The organism is Streptomyces sp. NPDC002265 (assembly GCF_040296125.1).
Lineage (GTDB): Bacteria > Actinomycetota > Actinomycetes > Streptomycetales > Streptomycetaceae > Streptomyces.
Genome location: NZ_JBEOWS010000020.1, coordinates 34,872 through 53,139 on the forward strand (window position 1 = coordinate 34,872; position 18,268 = coordinate 53,139).

The following is an 18,268-nucleotide window of genomic DNA, read 5'->3' on the forward strand; positions in this document are numbered from 1 at the left end:
CCCGCGGATCCCCCGGCTCGCGGGCAGGGGGATCGGGCGGGTGTCCGGAGGGGAACGCGCCGGGAAGGCAGATCGCGAACATCAGTGGAGTCGAAACGGCCTTCCTCTCCAAAGGAGTTCTCCCATGCGCTTCGCCCCTGTCGCCGCCGCCTCCGTCATCGCTCTCGGAGCGCTCGTGGGGGGTTTCGCGACCTCCTCCGACACCGCCGCGCCGGCGCCGGCCCAGCAGCGCACCGTCGCCTTCGCCCTCGTCTCCTCGGCGGACCTGCCCCTGTCCGGGACGGACAACAACGGCAACGGCTGACCGGGCGGGCCGCAGCCACCGGTTGCGGCCCCCGGTCCAGCCACCCGGAAGAGTCACTGCTCCGGGGCGAGCCTCGCGATAACGGGGCGCCGCGATCCCGTTCGTGACAGCGAGGCTTCTACCTAATCCTCATCAGGGGGAAATCATGACTATTCGGGTGCTCATCTGTGATCAGCTGCCCGTGATCGCGGACGGTCTCAAGACCCTCCTCGACGCGGTGCCGGACATAGAAGTGATCGGCACCACCCACAACGGCATGCAAGCCATCGTCCTCGTCCGCACCATGCGGCCCGATGTCGTGGTCACGGATCTGGACCTCCAGACCATCTCCGGTCTGGAGCTGATCCGCAGACTCGGCAAGGAGGACGAGCCGCCCAGCGTCGTCGTGTTCACCGCCTCCGACGCCGACAAGACGGTGAGCGACGTGCTGCACGCCGGCGCGAGCTGTCTGCTCGGCAAGGAGGCGAGCCCGCAGGAGCTGATCACGGCCATCCAGGCGGCAGCCGCCGGGCAGACCATGCTCGCGCCCAGCATCGCGGAGCGCCTGGTCACCTGGTTCCGCGCGCAGCCGGAGCCCCAGGAGGCCGCGACCTGCCCGGAGATGACCGAGCTGACCCCGCGGGAGCGGGAAGTGACCAGAATGGTCGCGCTCGGCATGTCCACCGAGGAGGTGGCCCGCGAGCTGATCATCGGCGAGGCCACGGTCCGTACCCACCTCTACCGCGTGCGCACCAAGCTCGGCGTCCGCGACCGCGCCGAGCTCGTGTCCCTGGCCTACCGGACCGGCCTGACACACTCGGCCGGCCGGCCCCTCGGCGACGAGAGAATGCTGTCGGCGGGGAGCCTGCGCGCCAGCTGATCCCCTACGGCCCGCTCATCCCCTGCGGCCCGCTCATCCCCTGCGGCAGGCTCATCCCCGACGCCCGCTCATCCCCTGCGGCAGGCTCGTCCCCGACGCCCGCTCATCCCCTGCGGCCGTTGATCCCCCAGGGCCGGACGGCCGCCGCGACCGGAAGTTCCGGGCCGGCCGCAGCGCGCCGCGCCGTCCGTACGAGGCCGGCGCCGACCGTCCGCCACAGCGCGGCGGGATCGCCGTACCGGACGGACTCGGCCGCGGCCAGCCGGAAGTACCGGTGCAGGTCCAGCTCCGCCGTCATCGCGCGGACCCCGCAGCTCTGCATGCTCAGCCGCACCACGTCGCGCGCGGTCTCGGCGGCCATCGCCAGCGCCGCGAGGGGCGCGGTGCCCACGGCGTCCGGCTCCGAGTCGACCGACCAGGCCCCCCGGTACACCGCCGCCCTGGTCGCGCGCAGCGTCACCAGGGCCCGCGCCAACGGGAACGAGACCGCGGGCAGATCACGCAGCCGGGTGCCGAACTGCCGCCGGAAGCCGGTGTATTCCACCGCGGTCCGATGCGCGCCGTCGGCGATGCCCAGCAGGTAGGCGGCCTGCCGCAGACGCGCCCGGCCGAGCGGGCCGGCGGGCGAGCCGTCCAGCGGCCCGAGCACGTCCGCCGTGCCGACCGGTGTGGCGTCGAACCGGACGACCGGCGGCCAGCACCCGCTCTCGACGGTGCAGCCGGGCGCCGTGCGCTCCACCGCGACGACCACCGGCTCGCCGCCCGTCCTGGCCGCCACCAGAAGTGTCCCCGCGCTCACGTCGTCGACCGTGACCGTGCCGGTCAGCTCCCAGCCACCGGCTCGCGGGACGGCGGTGACCCCGCTGCCGGCCGGCAGCGCCTCCCAGCCAGCCAGGGCCGCACCGGCCGGGCCGCCCAGGTCGGCCGCCGTCGCGTCGGCCCGGTAGGAGTTCCCGCGGGCCGCGCGGCCGAGCTCCTCGCTGACCAGTACCCCGGCCGTCAGGCCGAGGCCGAGGCCGCCCGCGGCGGCCGGCCGTTCGAAGTCGGACACGCCCAGTTCGTCGAGCACCGGCCCGGTGGGCCCGAGAGCCCCGTCGGTCACCGGTGCGCCGTGCAGCTCCATCCGGGCGGGGACGCCGGCCAGTCCCGTACGCAGGGCCTGGCGCAGCCGGACGACGAGCGGATCGGGGGTGAGGTCCATGTCAGTGCTCCTCCTGTTCGATGGAGTCGAACGCGGCGGCCGTGATCTGGAGCATCACCTCGGAGGTACCTGCCGACAGGGTCAGCCCCGGCGCCTCCCGGTAGGCGGAGTCCAGAGTCAGAGCGGCCCTGCTGCGGTTCGCCCGCTGCCCGGGGCTGGGGATGCCGGTGGCCCACACCGCGATGCTCTGGGCGAGTTCGCTGCTGTGGTACTTGGCGACGGCCGTCGAGACCTGGTCGATCCGGTCCGCCGCGAGGCCGGTGAGGACCTCCCAGGCCAGGACGTGGTCGGCCGTCAGCGCGCCGTACCAGCGGCCGAGCTGCTCCAGCCGGTCGTCGTGCGCGGAGCCCGGGTCGCCGTCGGCCAGCGCGTCCAGCGCGGCCCGGAGCCAGTGCTCCGCCTTGAGGTGGTAGTCGAGACCGGTGCGTTCGATGGCCAGTGCCTCGTTGAGCAGCGGCCATCCCTCGTCACGCGGACCGATGAGGTCCTCGCCCGGTACCGGGACCGAGTCGAGGTCCACCCGGTGGAAGTGCTCGTCGCCGACGCCGGGTATCACCGACACCGTCACACCGGGGGCGCCCATGTCGACCAGGAACAGGCTGATTCCCTGGTACTTCCCGGCACCGGGCGTCGTACGGGCCGCGCACAGTCCCAGGTCGACGAAGCGCGTCTTGAGACTGAACACCTTCGTGCCGGTGATCCGGTAGCCGTCGCCGTCGGGTTCGGCCACGGCCCGCAGCGCACCGAGGTCCGAGGCCGCGTCCGGCTCGGTGTAGAGCACCGAGGCGAAACTCTCGCCGCGCGCCAGCGCGGGCAGATACCGGCGCTTCTGCTCGTGGCTGCCCGCCATCAGCAGGAACTGGCCGACGATCTGGATGGTGTTGACGTGGAAGGTGTCCGGCACTCCCGCGCGCACCAGCTCCTCGGCGACGATCGCCGCGTCGGTCAGCGGGCGGCCCTGTCCGCCGAACTCGACGGGCCAGTGCACGGCCAGCAGGCCCAGCCCGCCGAGCAGCCGGTAGAGCGGACGGGCGTCCGGCTCGACACCGTCGGCGCCGGTGGCCTCCGCCGCCGCGGCACGCACCTCGGCGGAGCGCAGGGCCGCGCGCACCTGTGCCCGGAACCGTTGTTGATCCTCGGTGAATCCGAACCGCATGGACGTCTCCTCAAGAGGCGAGCGACTCTTCGATCGCCGCGACGACCCGGCTCAACGCCGGTTCCGTGAACAGGGTGTAGTGGTCGCCGGGTACGTTCTCGGCCCGGAACGGGCCCGTGCACACCGTCCGCCACTGCTCCTCCATGGCGAGGTGGGGCGTGGCGGTGAGCAGGGTGACCGGTCCGCCGTACGGCCCCGGCGGGCGGTACGCCTGCATGGACAGGGCGCAGGACCGGAAGGTCTCGAAGCGGGAGGCCAACTCCTGCCCGGTGAGCCCCGTTTCGACGCCGAGGCGGGTCAGTGACTCCTTGACGTCGGCCGCACCGACGGCCGGGTCGTCGAGGACCGCGCGCACCCGGGGACCGTCGCGTCCCGTCAGCCTGGCGACGTCGTGCACGAACCGCTGCCGTACCGTCGCCTCGTCGAGGGGGACACGGTCCTCGTCGTAGGCGGCGTCCAGCAGGACCAACGGCGGCTGCTGCCCGGTCTTGTGCTCGATCTGCCGGGCGACCTCGAAGGCGAGCACACCGCCGTAGGACCAGCCGGCCAGGCAGTACGACGAGGGCGGTCCGGCTTCGAGCAGCGCGTGCGCGATCCTGGTGGCGGTCGCCGCCAGCGCGTCCTGCGGAGCGACGAGGGCGTCGCGCGGATCGGCGGCGAAACCGCTCACCCCGACGTCCTCGCGCAGCGCCCTGGCCAGCGGCATGTAGCAGAACAGCTCACCGCCCGAGGGATGCAGCAGGACCGCCTGGGCCGGACCCGACGCACGCATCACCACCGGCGCCCGGTCACCGTCCGGCGCGGTCCTCCGCCCGGACGGGCCCTCCAGCGCGCCGAGCGGATCGCCCGCCTCGTCGCCGCGTGCGGCGCGGACGGTGTCGACGGTGGCGGCCAGATGGGCGACGGTGGGCGAGGCGAAGAAGTCGCCGAGTGCGATCTCCACCCCGAACCTGCGGTTGATCGCCGACATCAGCTGCACGGCCTGGAGGCTGTTGCCGCCGGCCAGGAAGAAGTCGTCGCGCACACCGATCCGGTCGTCGTGCAGCAGAGGAGCGAGCACATCGCGCAGCAGCGCGCGTTCCGTCGCGGTGAGCGTCTCGTCGCCGGCCTCCTCGCCCGTACGGCTCAGGTCCGGTGCGGGCAGCCTGCGCCAGTCGACCTTGCCGCTGCTGGTGAGCGGAAGCTCGTCGAGGACCACGAAGTACGACGGGATCATGTACGACGGCAGGAGCGTGCCCAGATGCGCACGCACCGCGGGCACCTGCTGCTCGGTGACTCCGGTCAGATGGCCGACCAGGTGCTTGTCCCCGTTGTCGTCGGTCCACGCGCGAACGCTGACCGGCCCGATGCCGTCGAAGCCGGTCAACGCCGACTCCACCTCGCCCAGTTCGATCCGCAGTCCGCGGATCTTGACCTGCTGGTCGATCCGGCCGAGGAAGACGAGCCGTCCGTCCGCCAGCCGTTTCACCAGGTCCCCGGTCCGGTACAGCCGTCCGCCGGGCGCGGTGCCGAACGGGTCGGCGATGAACTTCTCCGCGGTCAGACCGTCCCGGTCGAGATAGCCGCGCGCCAGCCCGGCGCCGCCTATGACCAGTTCACCCGGCACCCCGACGGGCACCCGGCGCAGGTCGCGGTCGAGCACGTGCGCCACATGGTTGGCCATGGGCAGGCCGATCGGCGGTGAGGCGTCCCAGCTGCCCGGACACTCCTCCACGATCATCGTCACCGTGCACTCGGTCGGCCCGTAGCCGTTGAACAGCCGCCTGCCCGGATTCCACCGGTTCACCAGCTCGCCGCTGAACGCCTCGCCGCCGACGAACGCGATCCGCAGTTCGGTGAACCGCTCGGGTGCCAGCAGCGGCATCACGGTAGGGGGCAGGTCGATGACGGTGACGCCGGCCTGTTCCATCAGCGACTGGAGCCGCTCGACGGACAGCCGTTCGTCGTCGGTCGCCACGCACAGCCGGGCGCCGGTCAGCAGCGCCGAGAACGTCTCGAACACCGAGACGTCGAAGGTCGTCGAGGCGAACCCGAGCACCCGGTCGGCCGCGGTCAGGTCGAACAACTCTCGTGTGGAGTCGATGAAGTTGACCACACCCCGGTGCTCCAGCAGCACCCCCTTCGGCTTGCCGGTGCTGCCGGAGGTGTAGATGACGTACGCGACGTCGTCGGGCCGCGCCGCGAGCGGGGGGTTGTGGCCGGGCAGCGCCGCCAGTTCCTCGCGGACGTCGTCCAGCGTCACGACGGGCGCGTCGACCTCGCTCAGGGCCCGGCCGGTCCCGGCGTGCGCGATCACCGTCCGTACGTCCGCGTCGGCGGCGATCTCCGCGACCCGCCCCGAGGGATGCGCCGGGTCGAGCGGCACATAGGCCGCGCCGGTCTTGAGCACCGCGAGGATCGCGGTCGGCACGTCCACGTTCCTGCGCAGACACAGGCCGACCCGGTCGCCCGGTCCGACGCCGCGTCCGCGCATCAGGGCGGCGAGCCGGTTCGCCCGGGCGTTGAGCTCGGCGTAGCCGGTCTCGACGCCGGAGACGACGACCGCCACGCTGTCGGGGGCCTCCGCGACGCGTGCCTCGAACTCCGCCACGACCGTCGACTCGCGGACCGGCCGCACCGGGCCCTGGCCGGCCCCGTCCAGGAACTCCAGGTCCGCCGCGCTCAGTACCTCGGCGGTGGACAGCGGGGCGTCCGGTGCGGCGGTCAGGGTGTGCAGCAGCCCGTCGTAGTGCCGGGCGAACCGGGCGATGCTCCCGGCGTCGAACAGGTCGGTGTCGAACTCGACGGCGAGGGGGGCGTCGGCTCCGGGAGCCGCCGGCTCCACCAGGTTCCAGCTCATGTCGAACCGGGAGGTGCCGGTCGGGACGTCCTCGTGCGAGAGGGTGACACCGGGCAGGCCGGTCGTGGTGCCCGGGCTCTGCGCACCGGGGCTCTCGACCCCGAACACGATCTGGAAGAGCGGTGAGCGCGAGGGGTCGAGGACCGGATCCACCGCGTCGATCAGCTGGTCGAAGGGCAGACCGCCCCGCTCGGACGCCTCGGCCGCGACCCGCCCGACCCGCCGGACCAGCTCGCGGAAGGTCGGGTCGCCGGAGACGTCCGCGCGCAGCACCCGCAGGTCGGCGAAGAGGCCGACCACCGAGTTCACGGCGTCGTGCCGCCGGTTCGCGTCGGGTGAGCCGATCACCAGGTCGTCCAGGCCCGAGTAGCGGTGCAGCAGCGTGAAGAAGGCGGCGACGAGGACGTCGGACGGGCTCACGCCCTCCTGCCGGGCCAGTTCCCCCGCCCGCTCCAGGGCCTCGTGCCCGACGGTGGCACAGACCGTGTCGCCCGCGAAGGTCCGTGTCTCGCCCCGCGGCCGGTCGGTCGGGAACTCCAGCACCTCGGCCCCGGCCAGCTTCTCCCGCCAGTACGCGGCGAGTTCGTCCAGCTCGGCGCCGCCGAGCCGGTCGCGCTGCCACACCGCGTGGTCCGGGTACTGCACCGCGAGGGCGGGCAGCCGGGGTGCGTCGCCGTCGTGCGAGGACCGGTAGAACTCGGCGAGGTCACGCAGCAGCACCTCGCGCGAGCGGGCGTCGCAGACGACGGCGGGTACGTGGAACAGGAACAGGTGGTCGTCCGGCGCCACCTCGACCAGCAGCGCGCGCCACATCGGCGTGCGGGCCGGGTCGAGCGGTTCGGCGGCCCGGCCCGCGATCAGGGCCCGCGCGGCGGCCAGCCGCTGCTCGTGGTCGCCGCCCGCCACCTCGACCACCGGCAGTTCGACCGGGACCTCGGTGGCGACGACCTGCAGCACGGTGCCCTCGCGCGGCACGACCGCGGTCCGCAGCGCCTCGTGCCTGGCCACGACCGCGGCCAGCGCCGAGCGCAGCGCGTCCGGGTCCAGTGCGCCCCGCAGCCGCAGGCACAGCGGCGTACCGGAGTCGGGGCTGTCCGGCGCCGCCCGGTCGAGGAACCGCAGGGTCTGCTGGGCGGGCGTCAGCGGCGCAGGTCCGGTGGTGCCGCGTGCCGTGGGGCCGCGCCTCGCCACGGCCTGAGCGTGTTCCCGCAGCCGGGCGAGGAACCGCTCGCGGCGCGGTGCGGGCAGCGCGGCGAGGCGCCGGGTCATGTCGGTCACCTGATGCTCCTCACGGGCTGCGGCGCGTCGCCGGTACGGGCGTCCGAGCGCACGGGCAGGTGGGCCAACTCGGAGATGGCAGTGGCCAGTACGTCGATGCCGCGCAGGTAGTCGGAGAGCACGATGTGCTCGTCGTCGGCGTGGTCGAGGCTGCTGTCGCCCGGCCCGTAGGTCGCCATCGGGATGTCCCAGACCTCGGCGAGGGTGTTCATGTCCGAGGTGGCCGTCTTCACCACGAGGCGCGGCCTGGCGTGCAGTTGCCGGATGCCGGACACCAGCGCGCGCACCACCGGGTCGGCCCGGCCGACCCGGCAGGCCGCCACCGAGTTCAGCACGTCGAGGTGGCCGGCCGGGAGCCGGTCACGCAGCCCGTTCACCAGCTCGTCGACGTCGAATCCCGGGGGGATGCGGATGCTGAGGTCCGCCGTCGCGCTGGTCAGGTCGCCGTTGAGCCGGCACAGGGTCGCACCGGGCCGGTCGAACACACCGTGGCTCGCGTCCGGCCCGAGCAGTTCGACCAGCGCGTCCCAGCAGGCGACGGCCAGTTCGGACGCCTTGGGCACCGGGTTGCTCGGGTGGGTTGCGGGACACTTGACGGTGTAGCGCAGGTCCAGCTTGCCCTTGTAGCCGAGCACCACGCTCGACCAGCCGCTGGGTTCGCCGATGATCAGCGCGTCCGGCCGGGCGTGGGTGGCGCGGATCGCCATCGCGCCACGCGAGCGCGGGGTCTCCTCCTCGACGACGCCGACCACCACGATCCGGCCGGGGAAGTCCACCGCGCCGGCCGCGGCACAGATCATCGCCGCGAGCGGTCCCTTGGCGTCCACCGCGCCGCGGCCGTAGAGCCTGCCGTCCTCGGAGCGGACCGGGAACTGGCCCGAGACGGTGTCCATGTGCCCGAGGAGCATCAGGGTCGGACCGGGACCGCGTTCGATCACGCCGATCACGTTGCCGACGCCGTCGATGTGCGCCCGGAAGCCGAGGTCGGTCATCGCCTCGGCCAGGTAGTCGGCCAGCTGGTGTTCCTGGTAGGAGGAGGAGGGGATCTCCAGCATCTCGCGCAGCAGTCCGGCGGCGTACGTCTCGGTGACGGTGCCGGAAGAAGTGAACGCCCAGTTCATCGTTGCGCTCGTTCCAGTAGGTGGTCGACGATGTGGTCCGCGACGTCGACCCGGTCGGCGAGCGCGGACTGGAAGCCGGAGAACTCGACCCGGTGATTGACCTCCAGGACCAGCAGCCGGCCGTCGCGGTCCTCGATCAGATCGACACCGGCGATGTCGGCGCCGACGGCGGCGGCCGCGGCCAGGGAGAGCTTGTCGATCTCCGGGGTCACCTCGCACGGCCGGGTCTGCCCGCCGAGGGCCACATTGGTGCGCAGGGTCTCGCCGGTCCGGTAGACGGCGCCCAGCACCTGACCGCCGACCACGATCACCCTGATGTCCCGGTCGGGTTTCTCGATCAGCTCCTGCACGTACACGAGGTGCGACTGCGGGCCGGGCAGCGCGGCGGCGTACTCCAGCACCCCTTCCGCACCGGCGCGGTCGGGCAGCCGGACCACCAGCCGGCCCCATGAGCCGACCAGCGGTTTGATCACCGCCGGGTAGCCGATGGAGTCCAGGGCGGCCAGCGCGGCCTGCGCGGTGAGGGCGAGAGCGGTGCGGGGGGTCGGTATCCCGGCGGCCTCCAGGGCCGTGGTGGTGAGCCATTTGTCGCCGCACACCTCGGTCGCGTGCGCGCTGTTGACCACGTCGACCCCCGCGGCGGCGAGGCAGCGTGCCGCGTACGCGGCGCGGACCTGGCCGATCTCCCGGTTCAGCGCGAGACTCCAGGGCCGCTCGGGCCGGCCGGCCAGGAACCACTGCCGGCGCGTGTCGACATGGTCGAAGGGGACACCTCGCCGGTCGAACGCGTCGAACAGCCTTTTCTCGTCCGCGCCGACCCTGCTGGCGAGCACCGCCATCCTGCGGTCACCTGGGCGCTCCGGTGTCGCTGACACGTGACCTCCGTATGAGAACCAGTGGTTGGTAGGACGGCATGACCGGCCTTCCGTACAGAAAGGAAACTATGGGCGGAGCGAGCTCGCGGACGTCCGCGGGAAGTTTATTCACGGGTGCTCGCCGTGTTGGCTCCTCCCGCCGGGGCTGCGAATTCTGATTACCTGTCGGCGGCGGTCGCCGTGCCACTCTTGAACGGATTCGAATACCTTCCGCAATAGTTCACCGCCGTCAGAGAAGAGGGGGAATTGTGGGACACGAATCGGAGCGGATCCCGGTGCTCGCCCTGTGGAGTGCGCCGCGCTGCCGCTCCACCGCGTTCGCACGGATGATGACGGAGCGGGGCGACCGCGCCGTCGTGCACGAACCGTTCTCCCGAGTGGTCGACTTCGGTGAGGTGGAGGTCGGCGACCGGGTCGCGCGCGACGAGCAGGACGTGCTCGCGGCGCTGCGTGCCATCGCGACGCAGGGGCCGGTGTTCTTCAAGGACACCACGGACTTCCACTACCCGGAGCTCCTGGCCGACGAGGACTTCCTCTCGGTCGCGACACACACCTTCATCATCCGCGACCCGGCCGAGGCCATCGCCTCGCACCATGCGCTCAACCCGGACCTCGGCCGCGACGAGATCGGCTTCGCCCGGCTGTACGAGATCTTCGCCGCCGTGCAGGCCGCCACCGGCACCACGCCGGTCGTGATCGACTCCGACGACCTGCTGGACCGGCCGTCCGACACCGTACGGGCGTACTGCGCGGCCGTCGGCATCCCGTTCCTGCCGGACGCGCTGAGCTGGCAGCCGGGCATGCGCTCGGAGTGGCGGTCGACCGGCAGATGGCACAGGTCGACCAGCGAGACCGCCGGCTTCACCCGGAGCGGCGGCGGAAAGGCCGAGGCGGTCATGGCGGACCCGGTGCTGCGCGCCCACCGCGACCACCACCAGCCGTACTACGAGAAGCTGCGCGCCGTCGCGCTCCGGCCGTGACCGCTCGGAGCGGAATAGTCACCATGCTTACCCGGCGAGTGCACATGACGGCGATCCGGGTATTCAGGGTGGTTACGGTGCGGACGAAAACTGTGAACGACCGGGCTACGTACGGAATGTAAGGCGGTGTTTCAGTGAGTGTCAGAACAGCAGTTTACGAACCGGTCGACGTTTCCGGTCATCGCAACAACACGGCCATCTCCGCGGCGACGGAGACCAGGGCGGGCGCGTTCAATGTATGGAGAAACTCTTTCGCGGCCGAATACCTGCCCGCGGGCGGGAGCCTCGTCCACGTGGACGGCGTCCCCTTCGAGTTCCCTCCGGTCTGCGACGGACCGGACAACATCCGCTGCTCCGGACAGTTCATCCGGGTCCCCGAGGGCCGCTACGACTGGATCCACGTCCTGGCGGCGTCCGAACGGCGCTGCGAGGACACCGTGGAGCTGAGCTTCGCCGACGGCTCCGTCGACACGGAACCGCTGCGGGTCTCCGACTTCTGGGCGGCACCCGCGTGGTTCGGCGAGGTCAAGGCGTTCGAGAGCCTCGTCATGCACTACCCGCACCATGTGCAACGCGGTGTTCCGGCGGTGATGTGGGCGCAGCGCGTGCCGGTCACCCGGCGGGCCGGCCTCACCGGCATCCTGCTGCCCCGCAATGTCGCGGTGCATGTCTTCGCCGTCACCCTCCAGCGGACGGAGACCTGACATGACCGTCGACACGACGACACGTACCTACATGATCACCGGACCCGAACCCGAGTGGTGGTACCGCGACCTCGTCAGCTGCCTGCAGTCCACGTTCGGTTCGGTCCTGCTCCGGGAGGGGGCCGACCCGCTGGCCGTGCTCGGCGCGGGGTGGCGGTTCCTGCACCTGCCGGGCGACGTCAGGTCCGAGGAGTTCTACTACCCGTGCCCCGCCGACGCATCCGGCGGCACCGACCTCGGTGCCGCGCTGGCACCCCACCACGAACTGCACGCGCGCTGGTGGCAGCCCGCCGACGAGAACGACGTCTGGCGGGAGGTGCGGGAGGCGCTGGCCGACGACCGTCTGGTCATCGCGGCCGTGGACAACTACCACCTGCCGTTCCGGCCCGCGTACGGAGACGTGCACGCCGCCCATCTGGTGGTGATCTACGGCCTCGACGAGACCCGCGGGGTGGTCCACGTCTCCGACGCGATGCCGCCCGCGTTCCGCGGCGCCGTCCCGATCGAGAAGTTCCTGCTGAGCTGGGGTTCGGCCAACCCGACCGACGTCCAGGACGCGTTCTTCAGCGACTCGCGGATCGGCCGGCGCTGCCTCGACGTCCGCCTCGACGCCCCGGCGGCGCCACTGACGCCCGAACTGCTCGGCGGTTACCTGCGCATCGACGTCGACGGCTTCACCACGGCCGGCCCCGCCCGGACCGGGCTCGCCGGATACGACGCGTTCGCCGCGGAACTGCTGGAGCGGTGCCGGGCCGGGGACGCCGACGTGCTGCGCGAGCTCTACCCGTTCGGCTGGGCCATGCAGGCGCAGGCCTCGCTCCACGGTGAGCTGCTGCGCCGCTGCGGCCGCGAATGGGACGACCCGGCGCTCGCCGGAGCCGGACGCGCGGTCGAGGCCGTCGCACACGCGTGGACCGGACTGCGGTTCACCGGTGCGCACGGACTGGAGGACCCGGGCGCGGCCGCGTCCGACATCGCGCACCACGCGACGACCCTGCGCGGCGCGTACGTGCGCGCGGTCGCCGCCGTCGGCGCGGCGGCGGCCCGGCTGTGACCGCGCACATACCGACCACTGTGGCCCTGTGGAGTGGAGAGTGATGAGCAAGCTGGCAGCGTTCGGCGGCACGGCGGCCGTGCCGAGGGACCGGCGCCGAGTGCAGTGGCCGTTGGTCGAGGAGGAGGACCGCAAGGCCGTCCTCGACGCGCTCGACGGCGCACGGCTGGTGTCCGACACCGACGGCGTCAATCCGGTGTCCGACCTGGAACAGAACTGGGCCCGCCGGTTCGGTTTCGAGCACTGCGTCGCGGTGTCCAACGGCACCGCGGCCCTGGCCCTGGCCCTGGCCGCGCTCGACGTCGGACCGGGGGACGAGGTGATCGTGCCCGCCCTCAGCTTCATCGCGACCGGCCTCGCACCGGTGCACCAGATGGCCGTCCCGGTCTTCGCCGACATCGACCCGGTCACCTTCAACATCGACCCGGACGACGTGGAGCGCCGGATCACCCCCCGGACCAAGGCGATCATCCCCGTGCACCTGCACGGCGCGCCCGCCGACATGGACCGGATCACCGCGATCGCCCGCAAGTACGGCCTCGCGGTGATCGAGGACGCCGCCCAGGCGCCCGGGGCCACCCACCGTGGCCGCCCGGTCGGCGGGATCGGCGACGCGGGTGCCTTCAGCCTCCAGGTCAGCAAGAACATACCGACCTGCGGCGAGGGCGGCCTGCTGGTGACCCGCGACGCCGAACTGGCCGAGGCGATGCGCTGCGGCAGGCAGTTCGGCGAGGTGATCGAGGCCGGCCGCGAGCGCGACTACGTGTCCTACGGCCTGGGCTGGAACTACAAGATGAACGCCCTCCAGGCCGCGTTCACCAACGCGCAGCTCGCCCGGTACGACGGCTACGAGCGCGCCCGGCAGCACAACGTCACCGAGTTCCTCGCACGGCTCGCGCAGCTGCCCGGCCTCCAGGTGCCGACCGCGCTGCCGGACACCACCCACGCCTGGCACATCCTGCGGTTCCGGTTCGACCCGGCCGCGTTCGGCCTGGACGGGGTGCGGCCGGAGGCGCTGCGCGGGGCCCTGCGGCGGCTGCTGCGCGCCGAGGGCGTGCCGATGTCGCAGTACCAGCTCATGCCGCTGCCCGACCAGAAGGTGTTCGTGGACCGCGTCGGCTTCGGTTCGGGCTACCCGTGGTCCGTGACCGGCGCCCGCGGCACGGTCGCGGGCGCCGGCTACCCGGTGACCCGCGCGGTCATCGCCGACTCCCTGACCATCCAGAAGCGTCACCTCCACCCGGGGGCGGGCGAACTGCTCGGCATGTACGCGGACGCCTTCGAGAAGGTGTGGGCGGACAGGGACATGGTGGCCACCCTGGCGAAGGCGGCCTCATGACCGTCACCCCCGTCCTGGAACGGGACGCCCTGGACACGGTCGCCGCCCGGATCCGCGCCCATGTCGTCGACATGTGCGCGGGGCCCGAGGGCGGCCACCTCGGCGGTGCCTTCTCCTGCGCCGACGTGCTCGCCGCGCTGTACTTCTCGGTGCTGAACGTGGACCCGCTGCGGCCGGACGACCCGGATCGCGACCGCTTCCTGCTCAGCAAGGGCCACGCCGCCGTCGGTCTCTACGCGACGCTGGCCGAACGGGGCTTCTTCCCGGTCGGGGAACTCGCCGGATACGGCCGCCCCGGCAGCAGACTGATGGGCCATCCGGTGCGTGCGGTGCCCGGTGTGGAGCTGCCGACCGGATCGCTCGGCCACGGACTCGCGCTGGGCTGCGGGTTCGCGCTGGCCGCCCGGTACGCCGGGCGGGACGCACGCACCTTCGTGCTGCTCGGCGACGGCGAACTCCAGGAGGGCTCGGTGTGGGAGGCGGCCATCGCGGCCGCGTCGCAGCGCCTCGACCGGCTGGTCGCGGTGGTGGACCGCAACGGACTCCAGCTGACCGGCCCCACCGACGGCATCGCGCCGATGGAGCCGCTGGCCGACCGCTGGCGCAGTTTCGGCTGGGCGGTCCGTGAGGTGGACGGCCACGACCCGGACCTGCTGGCGGAGCAACTGGGCGCCGCGCCGTGGGAACCGGGCAGGCCGAGCGTGCTGATCGCCCGCACGGTCAAGGGCCACGGCCTGCCGTTCCTGGCCGGCCGCAGCGCCAGCCACTACGTGACCCTGTCACCGCGCAACCACGCGCGGGCGGTGCGCGCCCTGCGGGACGGCGAGGTGGCCCGATGAGCCGCGCGACCCGGGAGGCGTACCGGGACCGTCTGCTGCCGCTGCTGCGGCGGCACCCCGAGCTGATGTGCCTGGACTCCGACACCGGCCTGTTCGGCGCCGAGTACGCTGAGGCGGCCGGCGAGCAGTACCTCAACCTCGGTATCGCCGAGCACAACCTGATGGGCATCGCCGCCGGGATGGCGGCGTGCGGGCGGATCCCGTTCGTCAACACGATGGCCGCCTTCGCCACGTCCCGGGCCCTGGAAGCGATCAAGATCGACATCGCCTACAACCGGCTGCCGGTCCGCATCATGGCCACCCACGGCGGTCTCGCCGCGGGCCACCTCGGCCCGACGCACCAGGCCCTGGAGGATCTCGCCGTGATGCGGGTCCTGCCCGGAATGACCGTGGTGGTGCCCGCCGACGCCGCCGCCACGGAGGCGTTCGTCGAGCAGAGCCTGGACCTGCCGGGACCGCTCTACGTCCGGCTCGGCCGCAAGCCGACGCCGGAGCTGCCCGCGGCCCCGCCACCGGTCATCGGGACGGCGCAGACGCTGCGGCAGGGCGGCGACGTGGTGCTCGCGAGCTGCGGTCCCTACCCCGTGCTCGCCTGCCTCGCCGCCGCGGACCTGCTGGCCGGACAGGGCGTCGAGGCGACCGTGCTGAACATGCACACCCTGCGGCCGCTCGACACCCGGACGCTGGTGGCCGCGGCCCGGCCGGCCTCGCTCGTGGTGACGCTGGAGGAGCACTGGCGCGGCGGCGGTCTCGGCGGCGCGGTGGCCGAGGCACTGGCGGAGTCGGTGCCCAGGACGGTGCTGCGACTCGGCATGCCGGACCGGTTCGTCGACACGGTCGGCAACCAGGAACACCTCGTCGAGCACTACGGCCTCACCGCGGAGCGGGTGGTGCGGACGGTCCGTACCGCCCTCGACCGCGGCCGCACCGACCTGATCAGCTCCCATTCGTGACACCCGGATCCCGCTAAGGAGGCGAGCGCCGTGGACACCACGCGCAGCCACGTAGTCCATATCGGCTTCGCCGAACAGCACATCGACTCGATCGAGTTCGGCGGACACCAGGTGTCCCTGCTGGTGCACCGGCATGTCGCCGAGCGCATGTCGCACGCCGCGCGGCAGCGGTTCGCCCGCATCGGCGTCCTCGACGTGCCCCACACCCTGGAGTTCGACACCTACGACCAGGTCCTCGACCAGATGATCCGCCTGGTCGACGAGTTCGCCGCGGAACTGGGCCCGCCGACCGCCGTCGTCGCCATGTACGAACACGTCACGCTGCCCGCGGCGCGGCTGCGCGACCACTTCGGGGTGCCCGGGGTCGACACCGAGACGGCGCTGCTCTGCCGTGACAAGGTCCGCATGAAGGAGGCCATGCGCGGCGGCGGCATCCGCGTGCCCGCGTTCTGGGCGGTGGACGCGAGCACGCCGTACGCCGACCTGGAGAAGATCGCGGACGCGGTGCCGGGCCGGCTCGTCCTCAAGCCCCAGCGCCAGGCGGGCAGTTTCGGCATCTCGGTGTTCCAGGACGGAGCGGAGTTCCTCGCCCACGCCCGGGCCCACGGCATCCCCGACGACCACGAGGTGGAGGAGTTCGTCGACGGCCAGGTGTGCCATGTCGACGGCGTGGTACGGGACGGCGAGATCCGTTTCATCAGCGCCTCCCGGTACATCGGCGACTGCCTCAACTTCCAGAACGACGGACAGCATCTGTCGGGCGTCACCTTCGACGACGCCTCCACGCTCGCACGGATCACCGACTTCACCGCACTCGTGCTGAAGTCGCTGCGGCTGCACACCAGCACCTTCCATCTGGAACTGTTCCTCACCACCGACGACGAGCTTGTCTTCCTCGAGGTCGGCAACCGCTTCGGCGGCGCCTACATCAGCGACTCCATCCGCGCGGTCTACGGCGTGGACCTGGTCCGCGAGTCCGTCCTCGCCTGCATGGGCCTGCCCTCCGAGGTCGGGGCCGTCGGCAGCATCCTCGACCACGAGGGCGTCGGCGCCTCCGGCTGGCTCTACTCCGCACTGCCGGAGAGCGAACCCTGCGTGGTCAGGCGGATCCGGGGCCTCGACACCTGCCCCGACTCGGTGGTGCTCTCCGACATCCCCGGCATCGGCCAGCCGCTCAACGGCGACATCTCCGTCTTCCCCACCGCAGGCAAGTTCGCGTTCTCCGGCGCGAGCACGGCGGAGGTCGAGCGGGACATCCGGCGCCTCGCCGCCTCGTACGCCCTGGAGACCGTCCCCCGGCGGACCTCGCACATCTGACCCGCACCACACGGAAAGGCGTATCCATGATCACAGGCAGCGCCGGTGGCGCAACGCTGCAACTGGATGATCTGCACGGCTCCCTGTCCGACCCGGTGATGAGTTCCATGACACTCCTCAACGAAACCGCCGGGCGGTTCCCGCAGGCCGTGTCCTTCTCGGCCGGACGGCCCTACGAGGAGTTCTACGACCCGTTGCAGATCCACGACTACCTGGAGCGGTTCCGCAAGTACCTCGAAGTCGAGCGCGGCCTCGACCCCGACCAGGTACGGACGGTGCTCTTCCAGTACGGGCACACCAAGGGACTGCTCACGGACCTCCTGGTGCGCCACCTCGCCGTCGACGAGGGGGTGAGCGCGGTCCCCGAGTCCGTCGTGGTCACCACCGGCTGCCAGGAGGCGATGATCCTGCTGCTGCGCGCCCTGCGCACGGGCGGCGAGGACGTGATCCTGGCTCCGGCACCGACCTATGTGGGCTTCCTCGGGGCGGCCCGTCTGATGGACATGCCGGTGCTCCCCGTCGCGGAGGGCACCGGCGGCATCGACGTCGAGGACCTGGTGGTTCAGATAGGCCGGGCCCGGCAGCGGGGACTGCGGCCGCGCGCCTGCTACGTGGTGCCGGACTTCGCCAACCCCAGCGGGCTCAGCATGAGCCTCGCCGATCGCCGGCGGCTCCTGGAGGTGGCGGAACGGGAGGACATCCTCGTCATCGAGGACAACCCGTACTCCCTGTTCAACGCCGACGGCCGACGCCTGCCCTCGCTGAAGTCCCTCGACACCGCACAACGCGTCGTGTACGTGGGCTCCTTCGCCAAGACGGCCTTCCCGGGCGCCCGCGTGGGCTACGTGGTCGCCGACCAGGCGGTCGAGGGCGCCGGCCCCGGCGAGGGACCGCTGCTGGCCGACCAGCTCGCCAAGCTCAAGAGCATGCTGACGCTGAACACGTCCACCATCTCCCAGGCCGTCATCGGCGGGAAGCTGCTGGCGAACGACTGCAGCATGACCCGCGCCACCCAGCGCGAGACGGAGATCTACCGCCGCAACCTCGCCGCGGTCCTGGACGGCCTGGACAGGCACTTCCCCGCCCCGGCGGACGGCTCGGCTCCCCGGACGACCTGGAACATCCCGGGCGGCGGCATGTTCGCGGTGGTCACCCTGCCCTTCGAGGCCGACGCCGAGATGCTGGAGTACTCGGCAAGCCGGTTCGGGGTGCTGTGGACCCCGATGCGCTACTTCTATCCCGACGGGGGAGGCACGCACCAGATCCGCCTCTCCTTCAGCGTGCTCACCCCCGAACGGATCGAGGAGGGTCTCGCGCGCCTCGCCGCCCTCGTCCGCGACCGTACGGCCTGACCGTGCCGGACCGGTAACGGCCCGGCACACCGCGTGCACTGAACGGTTCACTCGGCTTGATGGCCGCCTTGCAGGAATCGGTAGACAAGGCGAAGGC

The 18,268-nt window shown here is 72.1% G+C and carries 15 protein-coding genes; 10 read left to right on the forward strand and 5 right to left on the reverse strand.

What is annotated here, in order from left to right:
* The first annotated feature begins 124 nt into the window (after positions 1-124).
* The gene (locus ABT085_RS06070; protein WP_351602646.1) at positions 125-304 is read left to right on the forward strand and encodes a hypothetical protein; all 180 of its coding nucleotides are present in this window, start codon (positions 125-127) and stop codon (positions 302-304) included.
* 145 nt (positions 305-449) lie between these two features.
* The gene (locus tag ABT085_RS06075) at positions 450-1,163 is read left to right on the forward strand and encodes a response regulator (protein WP_351602648.1); all 714 of its coding nucleotides are present in this window, start codon (positions 450-452) and stop codon (positions 1,161-1,163) included.
* A gap of 103 nt (positions 1,164-1,266) precedes the next feature.
* Here the strand turns inward: ABT085_RS06075 and ABT085_RS06080 are convergent, their stop codons facing one another.
* The 5 genes from ABT085_RS06080 to lysX are packed head-to-tail and all read right to left on the reverse strand — an operon-like array spanning position 1,267 to position 9,633.
* A complete protein-coding gene (locus ABT085_RS06080) occupies positions 1,267-2,364 on the reverse strand; it encodes an acyl-CoA dehydrogenase family protein (protein ID WP_351602650.1) in 1,098 nt (365 codons plus the stop codon).
* Position 2,365: 1 nt separating this feature from the next.
* Positions 2,366-3,520, reverse strand: a complete 1,155-nt coding sequence (locus ABT085_RS06085; RefSeq protein ID WP_351602652.1) for an acyl-CoA dehydrogenase family protein — start codon at positions 3,518-3,520, stop codon at positions 2,366-2,368.
* A gap of 10 nt (positions 3,521-3,530) precedes the next feature.
* On the reverse strand, positions 3,531-7,628 hold the full coding sequence (locus ABT085_RS06090; RefSeq protein WP_351602674.1) for a non-ribosomal peptide synthetase: 4,098 nt from the start codon (positions 7,626-7,628) through the stop codon (positions 3,531-3,533).
* Positions 7,629-7,633: 5 nt separating this feature from the next.
* On the reverse strand, positions 7,634-8,758 hold the full coding sequence (locus ABT085_RS06095) for a M20/M25/M40 family metallo-hydrolase (RefSeq protein WP_351602654.1): 1,125 nt from the start codon (positions 8,756-8,758) through the stop codon (positions 7,634-7,636).
* Positions 8,755-9,633 carry a lysine biosynthesis protein LysX gene (gene lysX / locus ABT085_RS06100; protein WP_351602656.1) on the reverse strand — a complete coding sequence of 293 codons (879 nt, stop codon included), beginning with the start codon at positions 9,631-9,633 and terminating at the stop codon, positions 8,755-8,757. The genes ABT085_RS06095 and lysX overlap by 4 nt, the downstream gene beginning before the upstream one ends.
* Positions 9,634-9,881: 248 nt before the next feature.
* Between lysX and ABT085_RS06105 the strand changes: the two genes are divergently transcribed.
* The 8 genes from ABT085_RS06105 (at position 9,882) to ABT085_RS06140 (ending at position 18,171) form a co-directional block, all read left to right on the forward strand.
* Positions 9,882-10,613 (forward strand): sulfotransferase-like domain-containing protein, encoded by a 732-nt coding sequence (locus ABT085_RS06105; protein WP_351602658.1) that lies wholly within the window; start codon positions 9,882-9,884, stop codon positions 10,611-10,613.
* Between the two features lie 134 nt (positions 10,614-10,747).
* Positions 10,748-11,317, forward strand: coding sequence for a beta-sandwich domain-containing protein (locus tag ABT085_RS06110; protein ID WP_351602660.1), 570 nt, complete (start codon positions 10,748-10,750; stop codon positions 11,315-11,317).
* 1 nt (position 11,318) lies between these two features.
* Positions 11,319-12,371: a BtrH N-terminal domain-containing protein gene (locus ABT085_RS06115; protein WP_351602662.1), complete on the forward strand. Its 1,053-nt coding sequence runs from the start codon at positions 11,319-11,321 to the stop codon at positions 12,369-12,371.
* Positions 12,372-12,414: 43 nt separating this feature from the next.
* Positions 12,415-13,710 (forward strand): DegT/DnrJ/EryC1/StrS family aminotransferase, encoded by a 1,296-nt coding sequence (locus ABT085_RS06120; protein WP_351602664.1) that lies wholly within the window; start codon positions 12,415-12,417, stop codon positions 13,708-13,710.
* Positions 13,707-14,549: a transketolase gene (locus tag ABT085_RS06125; RefSeq protein ID WP_351602666.1), complete on the forward strand. Its 843-nt coding sequence runs from the start codon at positions 13,707-13,709 to the stop codon at positions 14,547-14,549. The genes ABT085_RS06120 and ABT085_RS06125 overlap by 4 nt, the downstream gene beginning before the upstream one ends.
* On the forward strand, positions 14,546-15,502 hold the full coding sequence (locus ABT085_RS06130) for a transketolase family protein (RefSeq protein WP_351602668.1): 957 nt from the start codon (positions 14,546-14,548) through the stop codon (positions 15,500-15,502). Before ABT085_RS06125 ends, ABT085_RS06130 begins: the two co-directional genes overlap by 4 nt.
* Before the next feature lie 30 nt (positions 15,503-15,532).
* A complete protein-coding gene (locus ABT085_RS06135; protein WP_351602670.1) occupies positions 15,533-16,819 on the forward strand; it encodes an ATP-grasp domain-containing protein in 1,287 nt (428 codons plus the stop codon).
* Between the two features lie 26 nt (positions 16,820-16,845).
* Positions 16,846-18,171: an aminotransferase-like domain-containing protein gene (locus ABT085_RS06140; protein ID WP_351602672.1), complete on the forward strand. Its 1,326-nt coding sequence runs from the start codon at positions 16,846-16,848 to the stop codon at positions 18,169-18,171.
* Positions 18,172-18,268 lie beyond the last annotated feature (97 nt).

What these genes read in the sequence shown, in the direction of transcription:
- ABT085_RS06070 (WP_351602646.1), top strand. Translation starts at nt 125, where the DNA reads ATGCGCTTCGCCCCTGTCGCCGCCGCCTCCGTCATCGCTCTCGGAGCG.
- ABT085_RS06075 (WP_351602648.1), top strand. Translation starts at nt 450, where the DNA reads ATGACTATTCGGGTGCTCATCTGTGATCAGCTGCCCGTGATCGCGGAC.
- ABT085_RS06080 (WP_351602650.1), bottom strand. Translation starts at nt 2,364, where the DNA reads ATGGACCTCACCCCCGATCCGCTCGTCGTCCGGCTGCGCCAGGCCCTG.
- ABT085_RS06085 (WP_351602652.1), bottom strand. Translation starts at nt 3,520, where the DNA reads ATGCGGTTCGGATTCACCGAGGATCAACAACGGTTCCGGGCACAGGTG.
- ABT085_RS06090 (WP_351602674.1), bottom strand. Translation starts at nt 7,628, where the DNA reads ATGACCCGGCGCCTCGCCGCGCTGCCCGCACCGCGCCGCGAGCGGTTC.
- ABT085_RS06095 (WP_351602654.1), bottom strand. Translation starts at nt 8,758, where the DNA reads ATGAACTGGGCGTTCACTTCTTCCGGCACCGTCACCGAGACGTACGCC.
- ABT085_RS06115 (WP_351602662.1), top strand. Translation starts at nt 11,319, where the DNA reads ATGACCGTCGACACGACGACACGTACCTACATGATCACCGGACCCGAA.
- ABT085_RS06120 (WP_351602664.1), top strand. Translation starts at nt 12,415, where the DNA reads ATGAGCAAGCTGGCAGCGTTCGGCGGCACGGCGGCCGTGCCGAGGGAC.
- ABT085_RS06125 (WP_351602666.1), top strand. Translation starts at nt 13,707, where the DNA reads ATGACCGTCACCCCCGTCCTGGAACGGGACGCCCTGGACACGGTCGCC.
- ABT085_RS06130 (WP_351602668.1), top strand. Translation starts at nt 14,546, where the DNA reads ATGAGCCGCGCGACCCGGGAGGCGTACCGGGACCGTCTGCTGCCGCTG.
- ABT085_RS06140 (WP_351602672.1), top strand. Translation starts at nt 16,846, where the DNA reads ATGATCACAGGCAGCGCCGGTGGCGCAACGCTGCAACTGGATGATCTG.